Annotated in this window: 14 protein-coding genes; 10 read left to right on the plus strand and 4 right to left on the minus strand. The window is 35.4% G+C overall.

The features are described 5' to 3' along the window. Window positions 1-12 precede the first annotated feature (12 nt). The 3 genes from mdh to gyrB form a co-directional block, all read right to left on the minus strand. Window positions 13-939, minus strand: coding sequence for a malate dehydrogenase (gene mdh / locus ABD963_RS00105; RefSeq protein WP_345274901.1), 927 nt, complete (start codon window positions 937-939; stop codon window positions 13-15). 189 nt (window positions 940-1,128) lie between these two features. Further along, window positions 1,129-2,145 carry a DUF6588 family protein gene (locus ABD963_RS00110; RefSeq protein ID WP_345274902.1) on the minus strand — a complete coding sequence of 339 codons (1,017 nt, stop codon included), beginning with the start codon at window positions 2,143-2,145 and terminating at the stop codon, window positions 1,129-1,131. Window positions 2,146-2,299: 154 nt separating this feature from the next. Then, window positions 2,300-4,249, minus strand: a complete 1,950-nt coding sequence (gene gyrB / locus ABD963_RS00115; RefSeq protein WP_345274903.1) for a DNA topoisomerase (ATP-hydrolyzing) subunit B — start codon at window positions 4,247-4,249, stop codon at window positions 2,300-2,302. A gap of 607 nt (window positions 4,250-4,856) precedes the next feature. On the opposite strand from gyrB, the gene ABD963_RS00120 reads away from it, so the two are divergent. From ABD963_RS00120 to ABD963_RS00140, 5 genes are all read left to right on the plus strand, one after another. Further along, the gene (locus tag ABD963_RS00120; RefSeq protein ID WP_345274904.1) at window positions 4,857-5,126 is read left to right on the plus strand and encodes an Asp-tRNA(Asn)/Glu-tRNA(Gln) amidotransferase subunit GatC; all 270 of its coding nucleotides are present in this window, start codon (window positions 4,857-4,859) and stop codon (window positions 5,124-5,126) included. Window positions 5,127-5,128: 2 nt separating this feature from the next. After that, window positions 5,129-6,529, plus strand: coding sequence for an amidase family protein (locus ABD963_RS00125; RefSeq protein WP_345274905.1), 1,401 nt, complete (start codon window positions 5,129-5,131; stop codon window positions 6,527-6,529). Further along, window positions 6,529-9,864, plus strand: coding sequence for a bifunctional amidotransferase subunit GatB/aspartate--tRNA ligase AspS (gene gatB/aspS / locus ABD963_RS00130; protein WP_345274906.1), 3,336 nt, complete (start codon window positions 6,529-6,531; stop codon window positions 9,862-9,864). Before ABD963_RS00125 ends, gatB/aspS begins: the two co-directional genes overlap by 1 nt. Window positions 9,865-10,110: 246 nt before the next feature. After that, on the plus strand, window positions 10,111-11,769 hold the full coding sequence (locus tag ABD963_RS00135) for a glycoside hydrolase family 183 protein (RefSeq protein ID WP_345274907.1): 1,659 nt from the start codon (window positions 10,111-10,113) through the stop codon (window positions 11,767-11,769). Between the two features lie 251 nt (window positions 11,770-12,020). Next, window positions 12,021-12,545 carry a DUF2911 domain-containing protein gene (locus ABD963_RS00140; protein WP_345274908.1) on the plus strand — a complete coding sequence of 175 codons (525 nt, stop codon included), beginning with the start codon at window positions 12,021-12,023 and terminating at the stop codon, window positions 12,543-12,545. Between the two features lie 49 nt (window positions 12,546-12,594). On the opposite strand, the gene ABD963_RS00145 is transcribed toward ABD963_RS00140, so the two are convergent. Continuing rightward, a complete protein-coding gene (locus tag ABD963_RS00145; protein WP_345274909.1) occupies window positions 12,595-13,224 on the minus strand; it encodes a 7-carboxy-7-deazaguanine synthase QueE in 630 nt (209 codons plus the stop codon). 123 nt (window positions 13,225-13,347) lie between these two features. Here ABD963_RS00145 and ABD963_RS00150 point away from each other — a divergent pair, with 123 nt between their 5' ends. The 5 genes from ABD963_RS00150 (at window position 13,348) to ABD963_RS00170 (ending at window position 17,652) form a co-directional block, all read left to right on the plus strand. Further along, window positions 13,348-14,064 (plus strand): hypothetical protein, encoded by a 717-nt coding sequence (locus tag ABD963_RS00150; protein WP_345274910.1) that lies wholly within the window; start codon window positions 13,348-13,350, stop codon window positions 14,062-14,064. A gap of 71 nt (window positions 14,065-14,135) precedes the next feature. Beyond that, window positions 14,136-15,677 (plus strand): helicase HerA-like domain-containing protein, encoded by a 1,542-nt coding sequence (locus ABD963_RS00155; RefSeq protein ID WP_345274911.1) that lies wholly within the window; start codon window positions 14,136-14,138, stop codon window positions 15,675-15,677. A gap of 42 nt (window positions 15,678-15,719) precedes the next feature. Next, window positions 15,720-16,277, plus strand: coding sequence for a hypothetical protein (locus ABD963_RS00160; RefSeq protein WP_345274912.1), 558 nt, complete (start codon window positions 15,720-15,722; stop codon window positions 16,275-16,277). 9 nt (window positions 16,278-16,286) lie between these two features. Continuing rightward, window positions 16,287-17,270: a YitT family protein gene (locus ABD963_RS00165; RefSeq protein ID WP_345274913.1), complete on the plus strand. Its 984-nt coding sequence runs from the start codon at window positions 16,287-16,289 to the stop codon at window positions 17,268-17,270. A gap of 13 nt (window positions 17,271-17,283) precedes the next feature. Continuing rightward, window positions 17,284-17,652 carry a cupin domain-containing protein gene (locus tag ABD963_RS00170; RefSeq protein WP_345274914.1) on the plus strand — a complete coding sequence of 123 codons (369 nt, stop codon included), beginning with the start codon at window positions 17,284-17,286 and terminating at the stop codon, window positions 17,650-17,652. Window position 17,653: the final 1 nt, after the last annotated feature.

A 17,653-nucleotide genomic window follows, 5' to 3' on the forward strand; every position in this document is an offset into this window, starting at 1 on the left:
GTGTTTAGGTTACTAAACCTCTAGTAAATCATTCGTTTTTCTAACGCCTTCTGCACTTGCTTTCATATGTGCTTTTTCAGCATCAGTTAATTCAATATCCACAATGCGTTCGATACCATTTTTGCCTAAAATAACAGGCACGCCTATACAAATATCACTTAAACCATATTCTCCATCCAACATCGTTGAACATGGGAACATTTTCTTTTGGTCGCAAGCTATCGCTTGAACCAAGGCACTAACAGCGGCCCCAGGTGCATACCACGCAGAAGTGCCCAATAATTTGGTTAGCGTAGCGCCTCCAACTTTGGTGTCTTCAGCCACTTGTTGTAAACGTTCTTCACTTAAAAACTCGGATACCTTTACGCTATTTCTCGTAGCATGGGAAATTAATGGTACCATACCAGTATCGCTATGTCCTCCAATTACCATACCATCAACATCACTTATAGGCGCTTCTAAAGCTTCTGCTAAACGATATTTAAAACGTGCAGAATCCAAAGCACCACCCATACCGATGATTCTGTTTTTTGGTAAGTTGGTTGATTTGTGTGCCAAATACGTCATAGTATCCATAGGATTACTCACAACAATAAGAACCGTGTTTGGAGAATATTCAATTAAACTTGAAGATACTGCTTTTACTATACCTGCATTGATGCCGATCAACTCTTCTCGGGTCATTCCTGGTTTTCTAGGAATTCCTGAGGTAATGACGCATATATTACTATTTGCTGTTTTACTGTAATCATTGGTGATTCCAGTTATTTTGGTATCAAACCCGTTTAATGATGCACATTGCATTAAATCCATCGCTTTTCCTTCAGCATAACCTTCTTTGATATCTAACAATACAACTTCCGAAGCGAAATTTTTGATGGCGATATATTCTGCACAACTGGCACCAACCGCTCCTGCTCCTACAACTGTTATTTTCATTTTTTTATATTTTTTAATAATTATGTTACACAATACAAAAATCATACATTAAAAGCATAATTTGTATGATTTTAGTCATGCGAAATTACGAATTAAAATACTGTAAACGAAAAAAGCACTGGATTTTATCCAGTGCTTTTTAAACAAAAATTAAATATAAACTAACTAAAACTAAACAATTATATTTTATTATCTAAATCCAAAATTGATACCTAAGGAATATGCATTAAATTCCGATAGATGATATTCTCCGTTAAGTCTGAAAAAACCTAATTTTAATTTGAAACCTAAAGTTCCTCTTACGGATGATATTTCACTTTTTACTGAAAATGGATCCACAATATCTTGAGAAGTCAAAACTCCATTGGTTACTCGATAGGTTCCCAATAAATCAGATTCTGATGTTCCTTGGATATAACCCAAACCACCATAAAAATTAATTACAGGTAGTTTTGTAGAAGCAATTAATTGAAATAACCAAGTGTTTACATCCGATTCCACCCTTTGATTTTCCCCGCTTACGGTTGAGGAACCTGATAAATCATAAGAACCATCCAAACTTGTGTAAGCTACCAAGCCTGATATGGCCACTGGTAATAATTTATCTGCTGGTAACCATTTGGTAAATTCTACCTGCAAACCAGCTCCAAACATACTTAAGGACACTTCATCAGTATCAATTTTAGGGACAAATCGTGCTTTTAATTCTATTCCTTTGCTTAACCCTAATGCTCCTTGAATAAAAGCCGTTGGCAAAAGATTAATATTTTCTGAACCTATACCATCTGGCAATTCTATTTGTTCTGTTTGATTCCCGAAAATAGGATCTTCATATTCTAGCTCAACGAAAATTATTGGATTGTTTTCACCTAAGACAGTTGAGACCATTTGTGAACTTGGACCTTGAACAAATTGCACGTTATTGTAGTCTGCAGTATTCAAATTGAACATTTTACTATCGTTCTTAACTTGAGCAGCATTAACCACAACAGAAATTTCAAAACCTCCAAGAGGCTTTGCATCCGCGGTATTAAACCAGTTGGCATTCATGCTGTGCATTAAGCCATTGGTGCCTGGTGCTAAATAATCATTGGCAAAACGTTGTGCATCATCTACACCCGCCGCAAGAAGGGCATCTATATCACTTTGGGCTTTCAAAACAGTTGCCGATAAGGCCAGCAACATCAACAAAATTATCTTTTTCATAAGTAGTTAATTTCAATTTGGTTTGACAAACATAGGAAAAAAAATACAATAAACAACACTTTATCGTAAAAAAATGCATTTCATCGTAATTTTTATCAAAAAAATAGTCTTAACAAAAAAGTTAAGACCATTTAAAATATTATTAAAAGCTGTTTTATGCGTCTATATTGGCGTAAATAGCGTTCTTTTCAATAAAATCTCTACGGGGTGGTACTTCATCACCCATTAACATTGAGAAAATTCTATCGGCCTCAGTGCCATTATCAATTTGCACGAGTCTTAAGGTTCTAAACTCAGGGTTCATGGTAGTATCCCAAAGTTGTTCTGCATTCATTTCTCCCAGACCTTTGTAACGTTGTATACTGACACTTCCTCCAAATTCTTCTGCAATAATATCACGTTCTTTATCATTCCACGCATATTGTTTTTTATTACCCTTTTTAACTAAATACAAAGGTGGTGTTGCAATATACACATGCCCTTCTTCAATAAGTTCCTTCATATATCTGAAGAAAAATGTTAGTATTAAAGTGGCAATGTGAGATCCATCAATATCGGCATCACACATGATAACTATTTTGTGATAACGTAATTTTGAAAGATTTAGCGCTTTACTATCTTCTTCGGTACCAATGGTAACACCTAAGGCAGTAAAAATATTTTTTATCTCTTCGTTTTCAAAAACCTTATGGGTCATTGCTTTTTCAACATTCAATATTTTACCACGAAGTGGAAGTATCGCTTGAAATGCTCTATCGCGACCTTGTTTAGCCGTTCCACCTGCCGAATCTCCCTCAACCAAAAACACTTCGCATTTTGATGGGTCTTGTTCAGAACAATCACTTAATTTTCCAGGTAAACCACCAATACTCATAACAGTTTTACGCTGCACCATTTCACGAGCTTTTTGGGCTGCATGACGCGCTTGTGCTGCCAATATTACCTTTTGAACTATGGTTTTGGCATCATCTGGATGTTCTTCCAAATAATCGGTTAACATTTCTGAAACTGCTTGACTTACCGATGCAGAAACTTCGCGGTTTCCTAATTTGGTTTTGGTTTGACCCTCAAATTGTGGTTCTTGAACTTTTACCGATATAATAGCTGTTAAGCCTTCACGGAAATCATCACCTGCTATTTCAAACTTAAGGTTTTTAAGCAAACCAGATTCATCGGCATACTTTTTAAGAGTATGTGTTAAACCACGTCTAAAACCCGATAAATGCGTACCTCCTTCATGGGTATTGATATTGTTTACGTAAGAATGCAAATTTTCAGCATAAGAGGTATTATAAACCATAGCTACCTCCACTGGCACACCATTTTTTTCACCTTCAAAAGCAATCACATCTTTCATCAAAGGCTCCCGGTTACCATCTAAAAACTTGATAAACTCTTTCAATCCTTCATCAGAATGGAATGTTTCGCCTTCAAAAGTACCATCCGTTTTTCTAGTTCTTCTATCTACTAAATGGATAGTAATTCCCTTGTTTAAATAGGATAGTTCTCGTAATCTGCTTGCTAAAGTATCGTAACTATATTCTACTGTTTGTGTGAAAATGGTTGAATCTGGCTTAAAGGTTACAGTCGTTCCTCTTTTATCGGTTTCGCCAATTTGCTTAACTGGGTACATAGCTTTACCACGCTCATATTCTTGCTCGTATATTTTACCGTCTCTGTAAACAGTAGCTCTTAAATGCTCTGATAAAGCATTTACACAACTCACACCTACCCCATGTAAGCCTCCTGATACTTTATAAGAATCTTTATCAAACTTTCCTCCGGCACCTATTTTAGTCATTACTACTTGTAGTGCTGAAACCCCTTCTTTTTTATGTAAATCTACTGGAATTCCACGGCCATCATCCTCGGTAGTTATAGAGTTGTCTTCATTTATGATAACCGAAATATTATTACAATGTCCTGCCAATGCTTCATCAATGGAATTATCCACCACCTCATACACAAGATGATGTAACCCTCTTGTTCCAACATCACCGATATACATAGATGGACGCATACGCACATGCTCCATGCCTTCTAAAGCCTGAATACTGTCTGCAGAATAATTGTGCTTGTTAAATTCTTCTTTTGGTTCGCTCATGTTCTATTTTATCTTAAATTTTAGTTTCGCTATTATCACAAAAAAAGATGCCTTAAAGCATCCTTGTGAATACAAACAAATATACGAAATTACCACCCTTTTAAAAAGCATTTTATCGACTCATTTATAAAATTATCAACATTTGTTAATTATTTAAAAGTGGCTTAAATCGTCTAAAAAGCACCTTAAAATTGATTTTTAAGATATTTTAGTGTTTAGAATTTGACCAAAAACCCCAAAGTTGCTTAAATCTAAAATTTTGGTGATTTTATTTTTTAACAAATACATTAAAAAACTGATTTTAGATTTCAAAAACACTTTTGGAACTTCAAAGAGAACTAATTTAACCATAACTTCAATTAATTTACAAAAGCATCAAATTAACCCCTACTTTTTTAATAATTCAATAATACGAAACAGGTTATGTAAAAAAATAGTGCTTAGTACAGTAAATCTACATATATTTGAACACGTAAAAGATTTATGAGAAAAAATAATAACAATAACAATTTCAATAATCCTAATTTTTAGGACAGGAAGGTTATTGTTTAAAAATATGTGAAGCCTTCCTGTACCGGAAGGCTTTTTTTAATTTAAAATTTTAGACATGAGTAAAATTATGACTGTCGACATCTTGTCGAGCATTAAAGGTGCACAGCCCAGTGAGGCCGTGAACAAATTGTTTGATGTGATTAAAAATGCACAACCAACAAATAATAACTCCTTTAATATGGATTATAATAATTGTTTGTCTTTAGACTCCTTAAGGGACGATGTGGTGATTGAAAGTTCTACTTTGGAAAAACAAATCATTATTGAAAATTTTCCAAAAGAGAAAAACGGGTATTTGGTAGTTTCGAAAATAATAGAAGAATAGTGATGGAATCGCAAATACTTAAAATTCATCAGCAATTGATGAACAAGGAAATATCTTGTACCGATTTGGTGAAAGGGAAATTAGATTTACTAAAACCAAACACCCATCAAACGGTTAACACTTTATTGGATTCATTAGCCTTGGATTTAGCCGCTAAAGTGGATGCTAAGATTGAAAATGGAGAAACCATTGGGGTATTGGAAGGTATTCCGTTTGGAATTAAAGACGTATTTATGCTTCAAGGTACTGTTACGACAGCAAGTTCTAACTTGTTAAAAAATTATAAATCGGCATACACAGCTTCCGCTATTCAAAAACTTCTCGATGCAGGGGCTATTCCAATCGTGAAAGAAAACTGCGACAGTTTTGGCCATGGATCTTCTAGTGAAAACACGATTTTTGGTGCCGTTAAAAATGCTGTGAATCAAAATTTAGTTGCTGGAGGTTCAAGTGGTGGTTCTGCTGTTAATGTAGCTTTAGATTATACGGTTTTCTCCATTGGTGGTGATACTGGGGGTTCGGTGCGCCAACCCGCGGGCTATAACCATGTTTATGGCTTTAAACCAACTTATGGCCGTATATCTCGCTTTGGCTTGATGGCTTATGCCTCATCAACAGATTGTGTAGGGCCTATAGCTAATACCATTGAAGATATTCGCATCCTATTAAATGTGATGAGTGGTAAAGACATAAAAGATCAAACTACTTATGTTTCCAAAGAAATAAGCGAAGAAAGCATTTCAAAAGTTATCGGCATCAAAACCATAGGTTACTTTAAAAATTTTATGGAAAGTGATGCCATTAACCCAAAAATCAAAAATGATTTTTTAGCATCCATTGAAAAAATAAAAGCAAAAGGTATTGAAATAAAAGAACTGGATTTCTTTAAATCTGATATTCTGGTTTCCACATATTATACGTTGGCCATGGCCGAAACGGCCTCTAACCTATCTCGATTGGATGGCTCCAACTACGGCAATCGCATCGAAGACAAAAACTTAAAGGAATCCTATGCCATAACCCGTTCAGAGAATTTTTCAGAAGAGACCAAACGACGCATAGTTGGAGGCAATCAAGTACTCTCTCAAGGATTTTCAGATGAAATTTATTTAAAAGGACTGGCCTTGCGTGATGCCATTTCAGAGAATTTTGAAAACGATTTTAAGGAAGTGGACATCATTATTTCGCCAGTAACTCCAAGTGCGCCACCAAAAATTGGCGATAGTTTAAAAGACCCACACGCCATGTATTTAAGTGACGCCTACACCGTGGGCTTTAGCTTAGGACAACTCCCTACTTTAACCATACCTCAAGGGACAGAAACTGGCTTGCAAATTACAGCCGCCAAAAACAATGACGGACTTGTTTTACAGTTTGCTAACTTCTTAAAAGATTTGATATAATGGAATTAAAAGAGCTAGACGCAGCATTAAAAGCACATGAGTTAGAATTGGTTATCGGTTTGGAAACTCACGTTCGGTTAAACACCAAAACCAAATTGTTTTGTTCTTGCCCAAATGAAGAAATTGACACCCCAAACCACAACATATGTTCGGTTTGCACGGGACAAATGGGCGTACTTCCTGCTATAAACAAAGAGGCTATTAAAAAGGCTATTTACTTTGGAAAAGCAGTAAAATCTACTTTTGAAAATGAAGTTATTTCATGGGATAGAAAACATTATGAATACCCAGACAACCCTAAAAACATACAAATTACGCAGTTTCACAACCCCATAATTCCCGATGGGCAAGTATCGTGTTTTAGAAATGATGGAAGCCAGTTCACTGTAAACTTGTCCCAGGTACATATAGAAGAGGATGCAGCAAAATTGATGCACGAAAAAAATGTGTCTTTAGTAGATTTTAACAAAGCCGGTGTCCCTCTTATTGAAATTGTTACCACGCCATGCATTCGTCATATTGAAGATGCTTCAACTTATGCACAATACATACAGCGCATTGTTCAGAATTTAAAAATCTCTGAAGCCAATCTCGAAAAGGGTGAGTTTAAATCGGATGTTTCGGTATCGTTACGAAAAAAACATAGTTATAATTTAAATCCACGTACAGAAATAAAAAACCTAAACTCGTTTAAGTTTATGGTGGAAGCTTTAAAGGAAGAAGTTGAAAAACAGCTCAACTACTATCTGGAACATAAGGAATTTAGGCCAGACCAAACCACCGTACTTTTTGATGCCGATTTAAAGCAAACCAAAACCATGCGTAAAAAGGAGTATGAAGCCGATTACCGCTTTATTTCTGAACCCGATTTACCTTTTGTTTGCATTAAAGATGTTGTGGAGTCCATTGATGTAGATGTGAGTTCGCTACCCTTTGCCGTAGAATCTATTCTTATAAAAGGTGGCGTATTACCTCAAGACGCTAAGTTTTTTACCGCAGATTCTTTGCGTTCTGAAACCTTTATAGCTATAAATAATGAGCTTAATGATCCTTCTTTTGTTGCTAAAACATTAACCAACAACATCAAACCTGAAGACTATATAAACATTAAGAATGTCTCAGATATTATTGAAATTTTCAAATTCCTAAAAGCTGAAAAAGCAACACCAGTTTTGGCCCAAAATGCCATAAAATCGGTGTTGGAAAATGCAAAATTCGACTACAAAACCTATTTTGAAAACCATACTATTTCCGAAGAAAAAATAAACGATGCCATTGCTAAAGTCATCTCTGAAAATGAAGCTGTGGCCAATGACATTAAAGCAGGAAATCAAGGAAAAGCTGGGATTTTAGTTGGAAAAGTAATCGCTTTAATTGGCAAAGGTGCTTCGGGAAAAGTCATTCGTGAAGGGATTTTGGCGTCGTTGGCCGGGGAGGTTGTAAAACAAAAAACAGAAACAGGAAGCAATGAAAAACAAAAAACAAAAAACCAAAAGGTAGAAGCCAAAGAAGAAGAAAAACTTCCTGCAATACCCCTTATTATAAAAGAGAAATACAGAACACATTTAATAACTGATATTTCAGATAGCGATATTTCAATACTGGTAACTTTTGCAGGTTGGGTTGCCAGTGTGCGCGACCATGGTGAATTGATTTTTATTGATTTGCGCGACTCCAGTGCCGAAGTGTTCCAAGTACGTTTAAGCAGGGAATCATTCCCGAATCTGGATGAATTGGTAAAACTGAAACCAGAATCGGTTATTTCGGTTTCTGGAACCATTGTTCAACGTAAAGAAGACGATTACAATCCAAGTTTACGAACTGGAAAAATCGAATTAGAAGCTAAAGAATTGGATATTTTAAACCTATCCCGAACCTTACCTTTTGAAATAAAACGTGCCACAAAAACTAATGAAAACACTCGTTTTCAATATAAATTTCTGGACCATAGGAATGATGATGTGCGTCGTGTAATTATAAATCGCCATAAAGTGATTAAACTGCTTCGCGATATTTTGGATGAACAAAATTTCCTTGAAATTGAAACCCCTATTTTAAGTGCCGGAACCGATGAGGGCGCGCGCGAATTTATTGTACCATCGCGAAAACAAGCCGGTGCGTTTTATACCTTACCACAAGCGCCGCAGCAATTTAAGCAAATGTTGATGGTGAGTGGTTACGAGAAATATTTCCAGATTGCGCGTTGCTTTAGGGATGAAGATTCCCGGGGTGATCGCCAACCAGAATTTACGCAATTGGATTTAGAAATGGCATACGCCAGTATGCAACAAATTATGGATTTAAACACCAAAATGTTTAATGAAGTGGTTACAAAAATTTACGGTAACAAATGGATTTTACATCCTTTTGAAGTGATTACCTATCAAGACGCCATGGATAAATACGGCTGCGACCGGCCCGATTTACGATTCGGTTTACAACTTCAGGATATCACCGATATTGTTAAGGAAACAACCTTTCAAGTTTTTAGCAAGCCTATTGATGAGGGCGGTATTGTAAAATGCATCAAGGTTTCGGCTGAGGAACAAGGAAAAAAGCGTTTATCGAAAGGTCAAATTGAAAAGCTAACCGAGATTGCCCAACAATTAGGTTTGGGTGGTTTAGCTTACATTATTGTTAATGAAAACGATTTACAATCGCCCATTATTAAGTTTTTAGGTGAAGATATTGCAGAAAATATTATAAAAACAACCCAGGCGCAAGTTGGAGATATTGTATTTTTTTCAGCGTCAGATTATGCTACTGCCAATAAAGCATTGGATGCTGTGCGCCAAGAGTTGGGTAGTATGTTACGTTTAATAAACCCCAAAGAATTACGTCCAGCTTGGGTGATTGATTTTCCAATGTTTGAAAAAACCGATGACGGCCATTGGACCTTTACACACAACCCATTTTCCATGCCTGCCGTATATGATATTGAAAAGCACATGAACGGAAAAGAGGAAGAAATTGGAAGTATCATTGCCCAACAATACGATTTAATATTGAATGGTTATGAAATTGGAGGCGGCTCAGTGCGTGCTCACAAACCTGAAATTTTAGAAGCTACTTACCGAAATATGGGTTACAATAAAGAAGAGATGCTGAAGAGTGTGGGTACTATGTATAAAGCGTTCCATTACGGTGCGCCACCGCATGGTGGTATTGCTTGGGGTGTGGATAGACTGATGATGATTTTAGAAAAGAAAAACTCTATTCGTGAGGTTATGGCATTCCCAAAAACAGGCACGAGCGAAGATTTATTATTTGGTGCACCTTCCATGTTATCGGACAAAAAAGTGGAAGAGATGAACGTGAAAGTAATGAGAAAATAATAGCTCCTAATAAGATATCATTCGAGTGGTTTCGATTTGTACTGAAATCGTATCTAGAACTCAATAAAAATCCTGACAAAATTTGTTAGGATTTTTTTTAACAAATATGACTATATTTATAGGAATCATTGAAACCAAAACTTTTTATATAACATTATAATTAAGGGATAAAAGGAAAAAAATTGGTATTTAACGAGTTATCGGCAACCATGTGCGTCACACCATGCAAATAATAAAATTAAAAGCATGAATATTAAATTTTTACTTTGCATTTGTTTATTTTGTATTTTTTCAATAGCATATTCTCAAAAAGTATTATCGCTTCACCCACTCTTTACCGAAAAGGATGCTGTGTTGATTCCTAATCTGGAAGGTAAGTGGAATATTCCTGCTTTTAATATGACCATTTCATTTCTTAAGAAAGGAGACAATTTCTATATATTGAAATATGGTAGTGAAAAAAATCCATCTACATTTGAAGCCGTCTTTGTAAAGATTAAGAATGAACTATATCTTGATCTTAACGGTGTAATGTCTCATTCAATAGGTGATGAAGATTACAGAAATACATTCCTTACGACTCATTCACTATACAAAATCCGCTTGAACAAAGACACTTTACAACTTTATGAAACCAATTACTCATGGTTTTTCAATTATGCAATAAAAAATATCATGCTTTTCAAATACGAATGGGTTAAAAATGCTATGCTGTTGACTTACAATACAGATGAATTACAATCATTTATTGCTAAACACAATAACGAGCCAGGAATTTTTGAAAATCCTTTAACATTAATTAGTAATCATCTTGATGTAACGGAAAAATCAAAATTGATTAATCATGCTTCAGAGGCTAAATCCTCAACCGTTATTTCACAAACATGTAGTCCTCAATTTCCTTTAAAGGACGGCTGGTTTGGCGGGGATGGTGATGTGTCAGTTCCGATAAATGCAACTACCACCTTATTTATTTTTAGTGATACCTGGGTTGGTACTAAAAACCAGCAAAGTAGAATGGAGCCAGGCATGAAAATGGTCTCTAACTCTGTTGCTGTTGAAACTTGTTTGCCAAGTGGAGAAACCGATGTAAAATACTTCTGGAATAATATGCATTCTGAGAATCCAGAACCAATTTTTAAAAGCTTTACCAAGCGATATAAATATTGGGTGTCTGGTGCATTTATGATAAATGATAATTTATATGTGCTACTGGAAAAAGTTGGAACTAAGCTTGGTGCTTCTCCAACTGAAATTTTTAATTTTTCACTTTTAGGATATACGCTAGCCAAAATCAGCAATCCTGCTGTTGTCCCAGATAGATGGAACATTGAATACATTCCCATACCTGACTTTGGAAATCCATCTTTGGGAATAGGTGCCCATGTAAAGCTGGAAAATTATATTTATTTCTTTATTAGCCGACATGATAAAGCACAAGTTCTTGTAAGAAAACAACTTGATTTTATTGATATTTCTGAAAAACCATTCGAATATTTTGCCCTGAATAAAACATGGAAAGAAGGGTTAGACACCAATGATATGGATACCATTGTAAATGGATTTAGAAACACCACGGTTAACTATCATCCTGAAATGAAACAATGGGTAATGATTTGTGATATTAAATTCTTGGACAATAAAATAAAAATGCGCACAGCGTCGGCATTGACTGGTCCATGGTCGGATGAAATTGATATCTATGAAATACCTGAAGTAACAACAGGTAATTCTTCTTATACTGAATCAAATTTTTGTTATCTGCCCAGAGAATGTATCCAAAACTACGATTCGAAAAAGCATGTAATGCTTCTTACATACGATATCAACAATCCGGATTTTTCCAAAATAAATGCAAATCCGAAAATTTACACTCCAAAGGTTATTAGGATTCAATTGAATTAGAATGGCAACCGATGACAAAAAATATAGTGTGTTTGCCACATAGTGTTAAAAATGAAAATGGCAGTAATTAATAAATATAGTAATATCTCGAAAAGTTGGGTTGTTGAAATGCCAAACGCACCATATTCAAGACTGTTAAAATTCCAGACACTTGGCTTGTTGTAAACTTTAACATTAACTTCCGACTTTTATAAAAACTTTAAGAGTATTAAAACTTAACTTTAAAAATTCAAAAACTTAAAAATTTCAACATGAAAAAATCAACCATTTTTGCGACTATTGCCTTTGCTTTTGTATTGCTTTTATCAACCAACGTTAATGCCCAAAAATTTGCAGGACTTGACAAGAGCCCGCTTGATATAGCCTACTACAAAACCGATAGATATGCACCACCTATGGTAAAAGTAATTTATAGCAGACCTCAATTAAACGGTCGTTCTATGAGTACTTTAGCCCCTGAAGGAAAGGTATGGCGTACTGGGGCCAATGAAGCTACCGAGATTCAGTTTTTTCAAGACATGACATTTGGAGGTAAACCAGTAAAGGCTGGCACTTATTCATTATTCACTATCCCGGGTAAAACCGAATGGACCATTATACTGAATACCGTTTTGGATGTTTGGGGAGCTTACGGTTACAAGGAAGACAAAGATGTTTTACGAGTAAAAGCACCTGTTAGTTCTGGGGAAGCTGTTGAAGCGTTTTCTATTGCTTTTGATAATGGAAATATGTATTTAGCTTGGGATACTACTAGAGTGGCTGTTTCCGTTAAATAAAAAATATAATCGATCTCATAAAAAAAGCCTTGATATCTCAAGGCTTTTTTTATGGTATATTTAAATATTTATGTGTTTGTAAAGAGACTTTCCACTTGGGGTTTTTCATTACATAATCCACAATTTCCGGAATAACCTTATCGCGTTTGCTCCACTCGGGTTGCATATATAAAATACAATTATTATTTACCTGGGCCGCTTGTTCTTCGGCAAAACGAAAATCGTCTTTGTTGTAAACAATCACTTTTAATTCGTTTGCTTTTAAATAAACGTCTTTAGTAGGCAATTTCATTTTTTTGGGTGATAAACAAATCCAATCCCAAATACCAGTTAATTTATAGGCTCCCGAGGTTTCAATGTGAATTTGCAAACCTTCCTTCTTCAACAGTGAGGTTATCGGCATCATATCCCACATTAAAGGCTCGCCGCCAGTAATTACAATAGTATCACTATATTTTTTTGCGTTTTCTACTATTTTAGACACTTCGGTTGGTGGATGCAAATTGGCATTCCAACTCTCTTTTACATCACACCAATGGCATCCCACATCACACCCACCAATACGTATAAAATATGCTGCCGTTCCTTTGTGGTAACCTTCGCCCTGAATGGTATAAAATTCCTCCATTAAAGGTAGCATTTCACCTTTATCGACTAATATTTTCAGCTCATTTTTCATAGATGGCAAAGATACATGTTTTCGGCATTCAGACTAACCAATTTTGAATTTCAATTCAATTTGGCTAAATTCGCATTGGATTAATTAATTGTAAATTGCTTTTCTCTCTCAATCTCTCAATAAATGAAATACATTTTATGTATGGTAATTTTGCTGTTTGGCATAAATTATCATTGCTACTCTCAAGTTGGTATTGGCACTACCTCACCCGACCCCTCTTCTATCTTAGATATCGAATCAAACAATGGAGGCTTACTCATACCTAGATTATCCTCTACTCAAATTGCTTCTATTCCGAATCCAGCCAACGGATTATTGGTTTACAACACCGATTTGAACATTTTTCAATTTAATTACGGTTCTACAGTTACTCCTAATTGGCTGAGAACATCTCGAAAATTATCAGTAAAATGCAGCAATACAGACACTACAACTGATGTTAACAATAATGCAGCTATTAATGCCCCAATTATGGGTTCCCTTAATTGGAATGATGACATTTCTATTTATAATGTAGACACCGTTAATAATACGATTACAATAAACCAAACGGGACGTTATAGAATAACTGTAAATGTTTCTCTTATTACTACTGTAAACGGGGCTCGTTTTACTCCGGAAATGTGGTTGGAAATCAATGGAACTCAACGAGGCACATTTGGATCTACTGGTTATATTAGAATTAATAATAACCATGAAGAAAGTTCACTGCATATTACCGAGGTATTCAATCTAAACTCGGGTGATATTGTTTCAGTAGCCATTGTAAGAACCGCCAATGCCGGAGTAGTTACCTTAAGAACTGTTGGTTCTTCAAATATTTATATTGAGAAAATATAAAAGTAAATTACTATAAAGTCATATTTTTTTCTTCTTTATTTTTCCTGTATTTTTATCCGAAATAAAAGCAAATGGATAGGAAGGAAACCTTTTTAAATTATATCGTAGAGGGCAATACAACCAAAGGCGATTTTATTCCTGTTGGAGCTGCCATGTTAGATGGTGAAACCATAACCGGAGCCCATGTAAAAATACCCCTAAAAACCTTAAATCGCCATGGATTAATTGCAGGAGCTACAGGTACTGGGAAAACAAAATCATTACAGGTTTTAGCTGAAAATTTAAGTGATAAAGGCATCCCAGTTTTACTAATGGATATTAAAGGTGATTTAAGTGGTTTGGCAAAATCAAGTCCCGGTCACCCAAAAATTGATGAACGCCATGAAAAAATAGGGCTACCCTTTGAAGCCAAATCATTTCCTGTTGAAATTTTAACCCTTTCTGAACAAGATGGCGTGCGTCTTAGGGCCACTGTTAGCGAGTTTGGACCTGTATTATTATCCAGGATTTTAGATTTATCTGAAGCACAATCGGGCGTGGTGGCTGTTATTTTTCAATACTGCGACGATAATAAATTACCTTTATTGGATTTAAAAGATTTTAAAAAGATTTTACAATACGCTACCCAAGAGGGAAAAGCTGAATTTGATGATGCTTATGGGAGAATATCTACTGCCTCTACAGGTGCGATTTTACGTAAAGTGGTTGAACTGGTGCAGCAAGGAGCCGATTTATTTTTTGGTGAAGAATCGTTTGATGTACAAGATTTATTGCGAGTGGATGATGACGGGCGTGGTTACATCAACATTATCCGGTTAACCGATATTCAAGACAGACCTAAATTGTTTTCAACGTTTATGTTGAGTTTATTGGCCGAAATATATTCCACATTCCCAGAACAAGGCGATAGCGACAGACCTGAACTGGTTATGTTTATTGATGAAGCCCATTTAATTTTTAATGAAGCTTCCAAAGCCCTTTTAAATCAAATTGAAAGCATAGTAAAACTCATTCGCAGCAAAGGGGTTGGTTTATATTTTGTGACCCAAAACCCAACCGATGTGCCCGAAGCTGTTTTAGGGCAATTGGGTTTAAAAATACAGCATGCTTTAAGAGCTTTTACGGCAAATGATAGAAAAGCCATAAAGTTAACCGCACAAAACTATCCAGATTCTGATTATTACGATACTACCGAAGTGTTAACATCATTAGGGATTGGTGAAGCCTTAGTTTCGGCTTTAGACGAAAAAGGTCGCCCAACACCCTTAGCGGCCACCATGATGCGAGCTCCTATGAGTAGAATGGATGTACTAACTGAGACAGAATTAAGTTCACTACTTTCTAAATCGAAAATGGTTAAAAAATACAATGAAACTATTGATAGGGAAAGCGCTTATGAAATGCTGAACGAAAAAATAGAAAAAGCCGAAGCGGAAGAAGCCAAGGAAAAAGCACGACAAGAGCGTGAAGCCCTTAAAAAGGCAGAAGCCAAAAACAGGACTAGTTCATCAAGAAGCCGAAGCACCAGAATGAATCCTGTTGTAAAAGTACTTACCAGTGCCACCTTTATACGTAGTGTTTTTGGTATTTTAACAAAAGTGATGAAGAAGTAAGTCTCGAAAAAAAATAACTAATTTATAAATACATTTTTATTAATGCGAAATACATTTTTAGGCTTACTTGCCTCCGCTATATTGTTTGTTAGCTGTAAAAAAGACCAAGACCCTTTTGAAATTGGTAAACAGCACATCGGTTTTTTAACTGACTCCACCCAGGTTAAAGACCTAGAAACCATTTTTGCAACTGATTCCATTGCACAGTTTATTGCTGGAGATGAGTTTGCAGGAAGTAAAAACAATATTGATATTTTTGAAAAAGGTGGTAAAAAGCTCTTAAGTTTAACGCCAAAACAAGCACTGGATTCTACATCGGTTATTGAAAGTATTCAAATAATAGACCCTCGCTATAAAACATCTAAAAACATATCCACATTAAGCACATTTAAGGATATCGCATCAACTTATAAAATATCGAAAATCAGCAACTTGATTAATTCCGTTTTAATCACTGTAAACGAATTAAATGCCAGTTTTGCAATCGACAAAAAAGAATTACCCGCAAACCTGCGTTTTGATATGAAATTAAAAATTGAGGAAACCCATATACCAGACAATGCCAAGATAAAATACTTTTTTATACACTGGGACCAATAACTTTAAACCATGAATCCATTTTTAGCCAAAGTACTAATTGATATTGCAAGAAAAAGGTTAAGAGCAAAACAAGACGGCTCAGGTCCTGTAAGCAAAAAGGAAATTGTACCCTTGGTTAGAAATTTTCAAGTTGAAATAGCCCATGCCATAAAGGAATATGTTTTTATAATTGTTGGGGTATTTTCTGCTGGTTTTGGATTAAAAGGCTTTTTATTACCCAATGATTTTATTGATGGTGGCGCCACCGGTATTTCTTTATTGCTAGAATACACAACATCTCTAAATTTAGGGCTATTGCTCGTTTTAATAAACATACCATTTTTAGTATTGGCCTCTAGAACCATAGGTGTTAAATTTGCACTTCGTAGTATAGCAGCCATTACGCTTTTAGCCTTCGTGGTACATTTTATAGAATATCCCACCATTACGGAAGACAAACTGTTAATTGCCGTTTTTGGCGGTTTCTTTTTAGGATTAGGTATTGGTATGTCTATGCGAGGGGGTAGTGTTATTGATGGCACGGAAGTTTTGGCCATTTTCTTGAGCAGAAAATTATCGCTTACCATTGGTGATGTTTTATTGCTTATTAATATTTTGATCTTCTCGGTTGGCGCTTATATTTTATCTATTGAAACCGCTTTATATGCCATATTAACTTATTTAGCTGCGGCAAAAACAGTTGATTTCATAGTTGATGGTGTTGAAGAATATGTGGGTGTAACCATCATTTCTAACCAACATGAAAAATTGAGAATCATGCTCACTAAAAAATTACGACGGGCCTGTACTATTTATGCTGGAAAAGGAGGTTATGGTTCTACCGGAGAAAGTTACGATAAGGATATTATTTACACTGTAATTACCCGTTTGGAACTGGCTAAATTACAAACCGAAATAGATAAAATTGATAGAAACGCTTTTATCATAATGGGGGTTGTAAAAGATCTAAAGGGCGGGATGATTAAGAAAAAACCACTTAAAGATAAGCATTAAACTATCGCTTAAAATGAGTAAAAAGAAATACACAATACAAGATAATCCATTCGTTGTACCAACAAATGATGGAAAAACAATTAAAGAACACTTTGGTTTAGCTTCCGATGGAAATTCACAAATAAGTATTGCCCACATGAAAGCTCCAGCTGGTTGGAGTGAACCTTTCCAAACACCAACGTTTGATGAGTTCACTTTCATCATTAAAGGTAAAAAACAATTTATCATTGAGGGTGAAACCATTGTTCTAGAAGCAGGACAATCCATTAAAATTCAAAAAAACACCAGAGTACAATATTCCAATCCGTTTACAGAAGTCTGTGAATATCTTGCTATTTGCACACCAGCTTTTTCAATGGATTTAGTAAACAGGGAAAGTTAAA

Origin of the sequence: Litoribaculum gwangyangense (genome assembly GCF_039543505.1) — a bacterium.
GTDB classification, from domain to species: Bacteria; Bacteroidota; Bacteroidia; order Flavobacteriales; family Flavobacteriaceae; genus Litoribaculum; species Litoribaculum gwangyangense.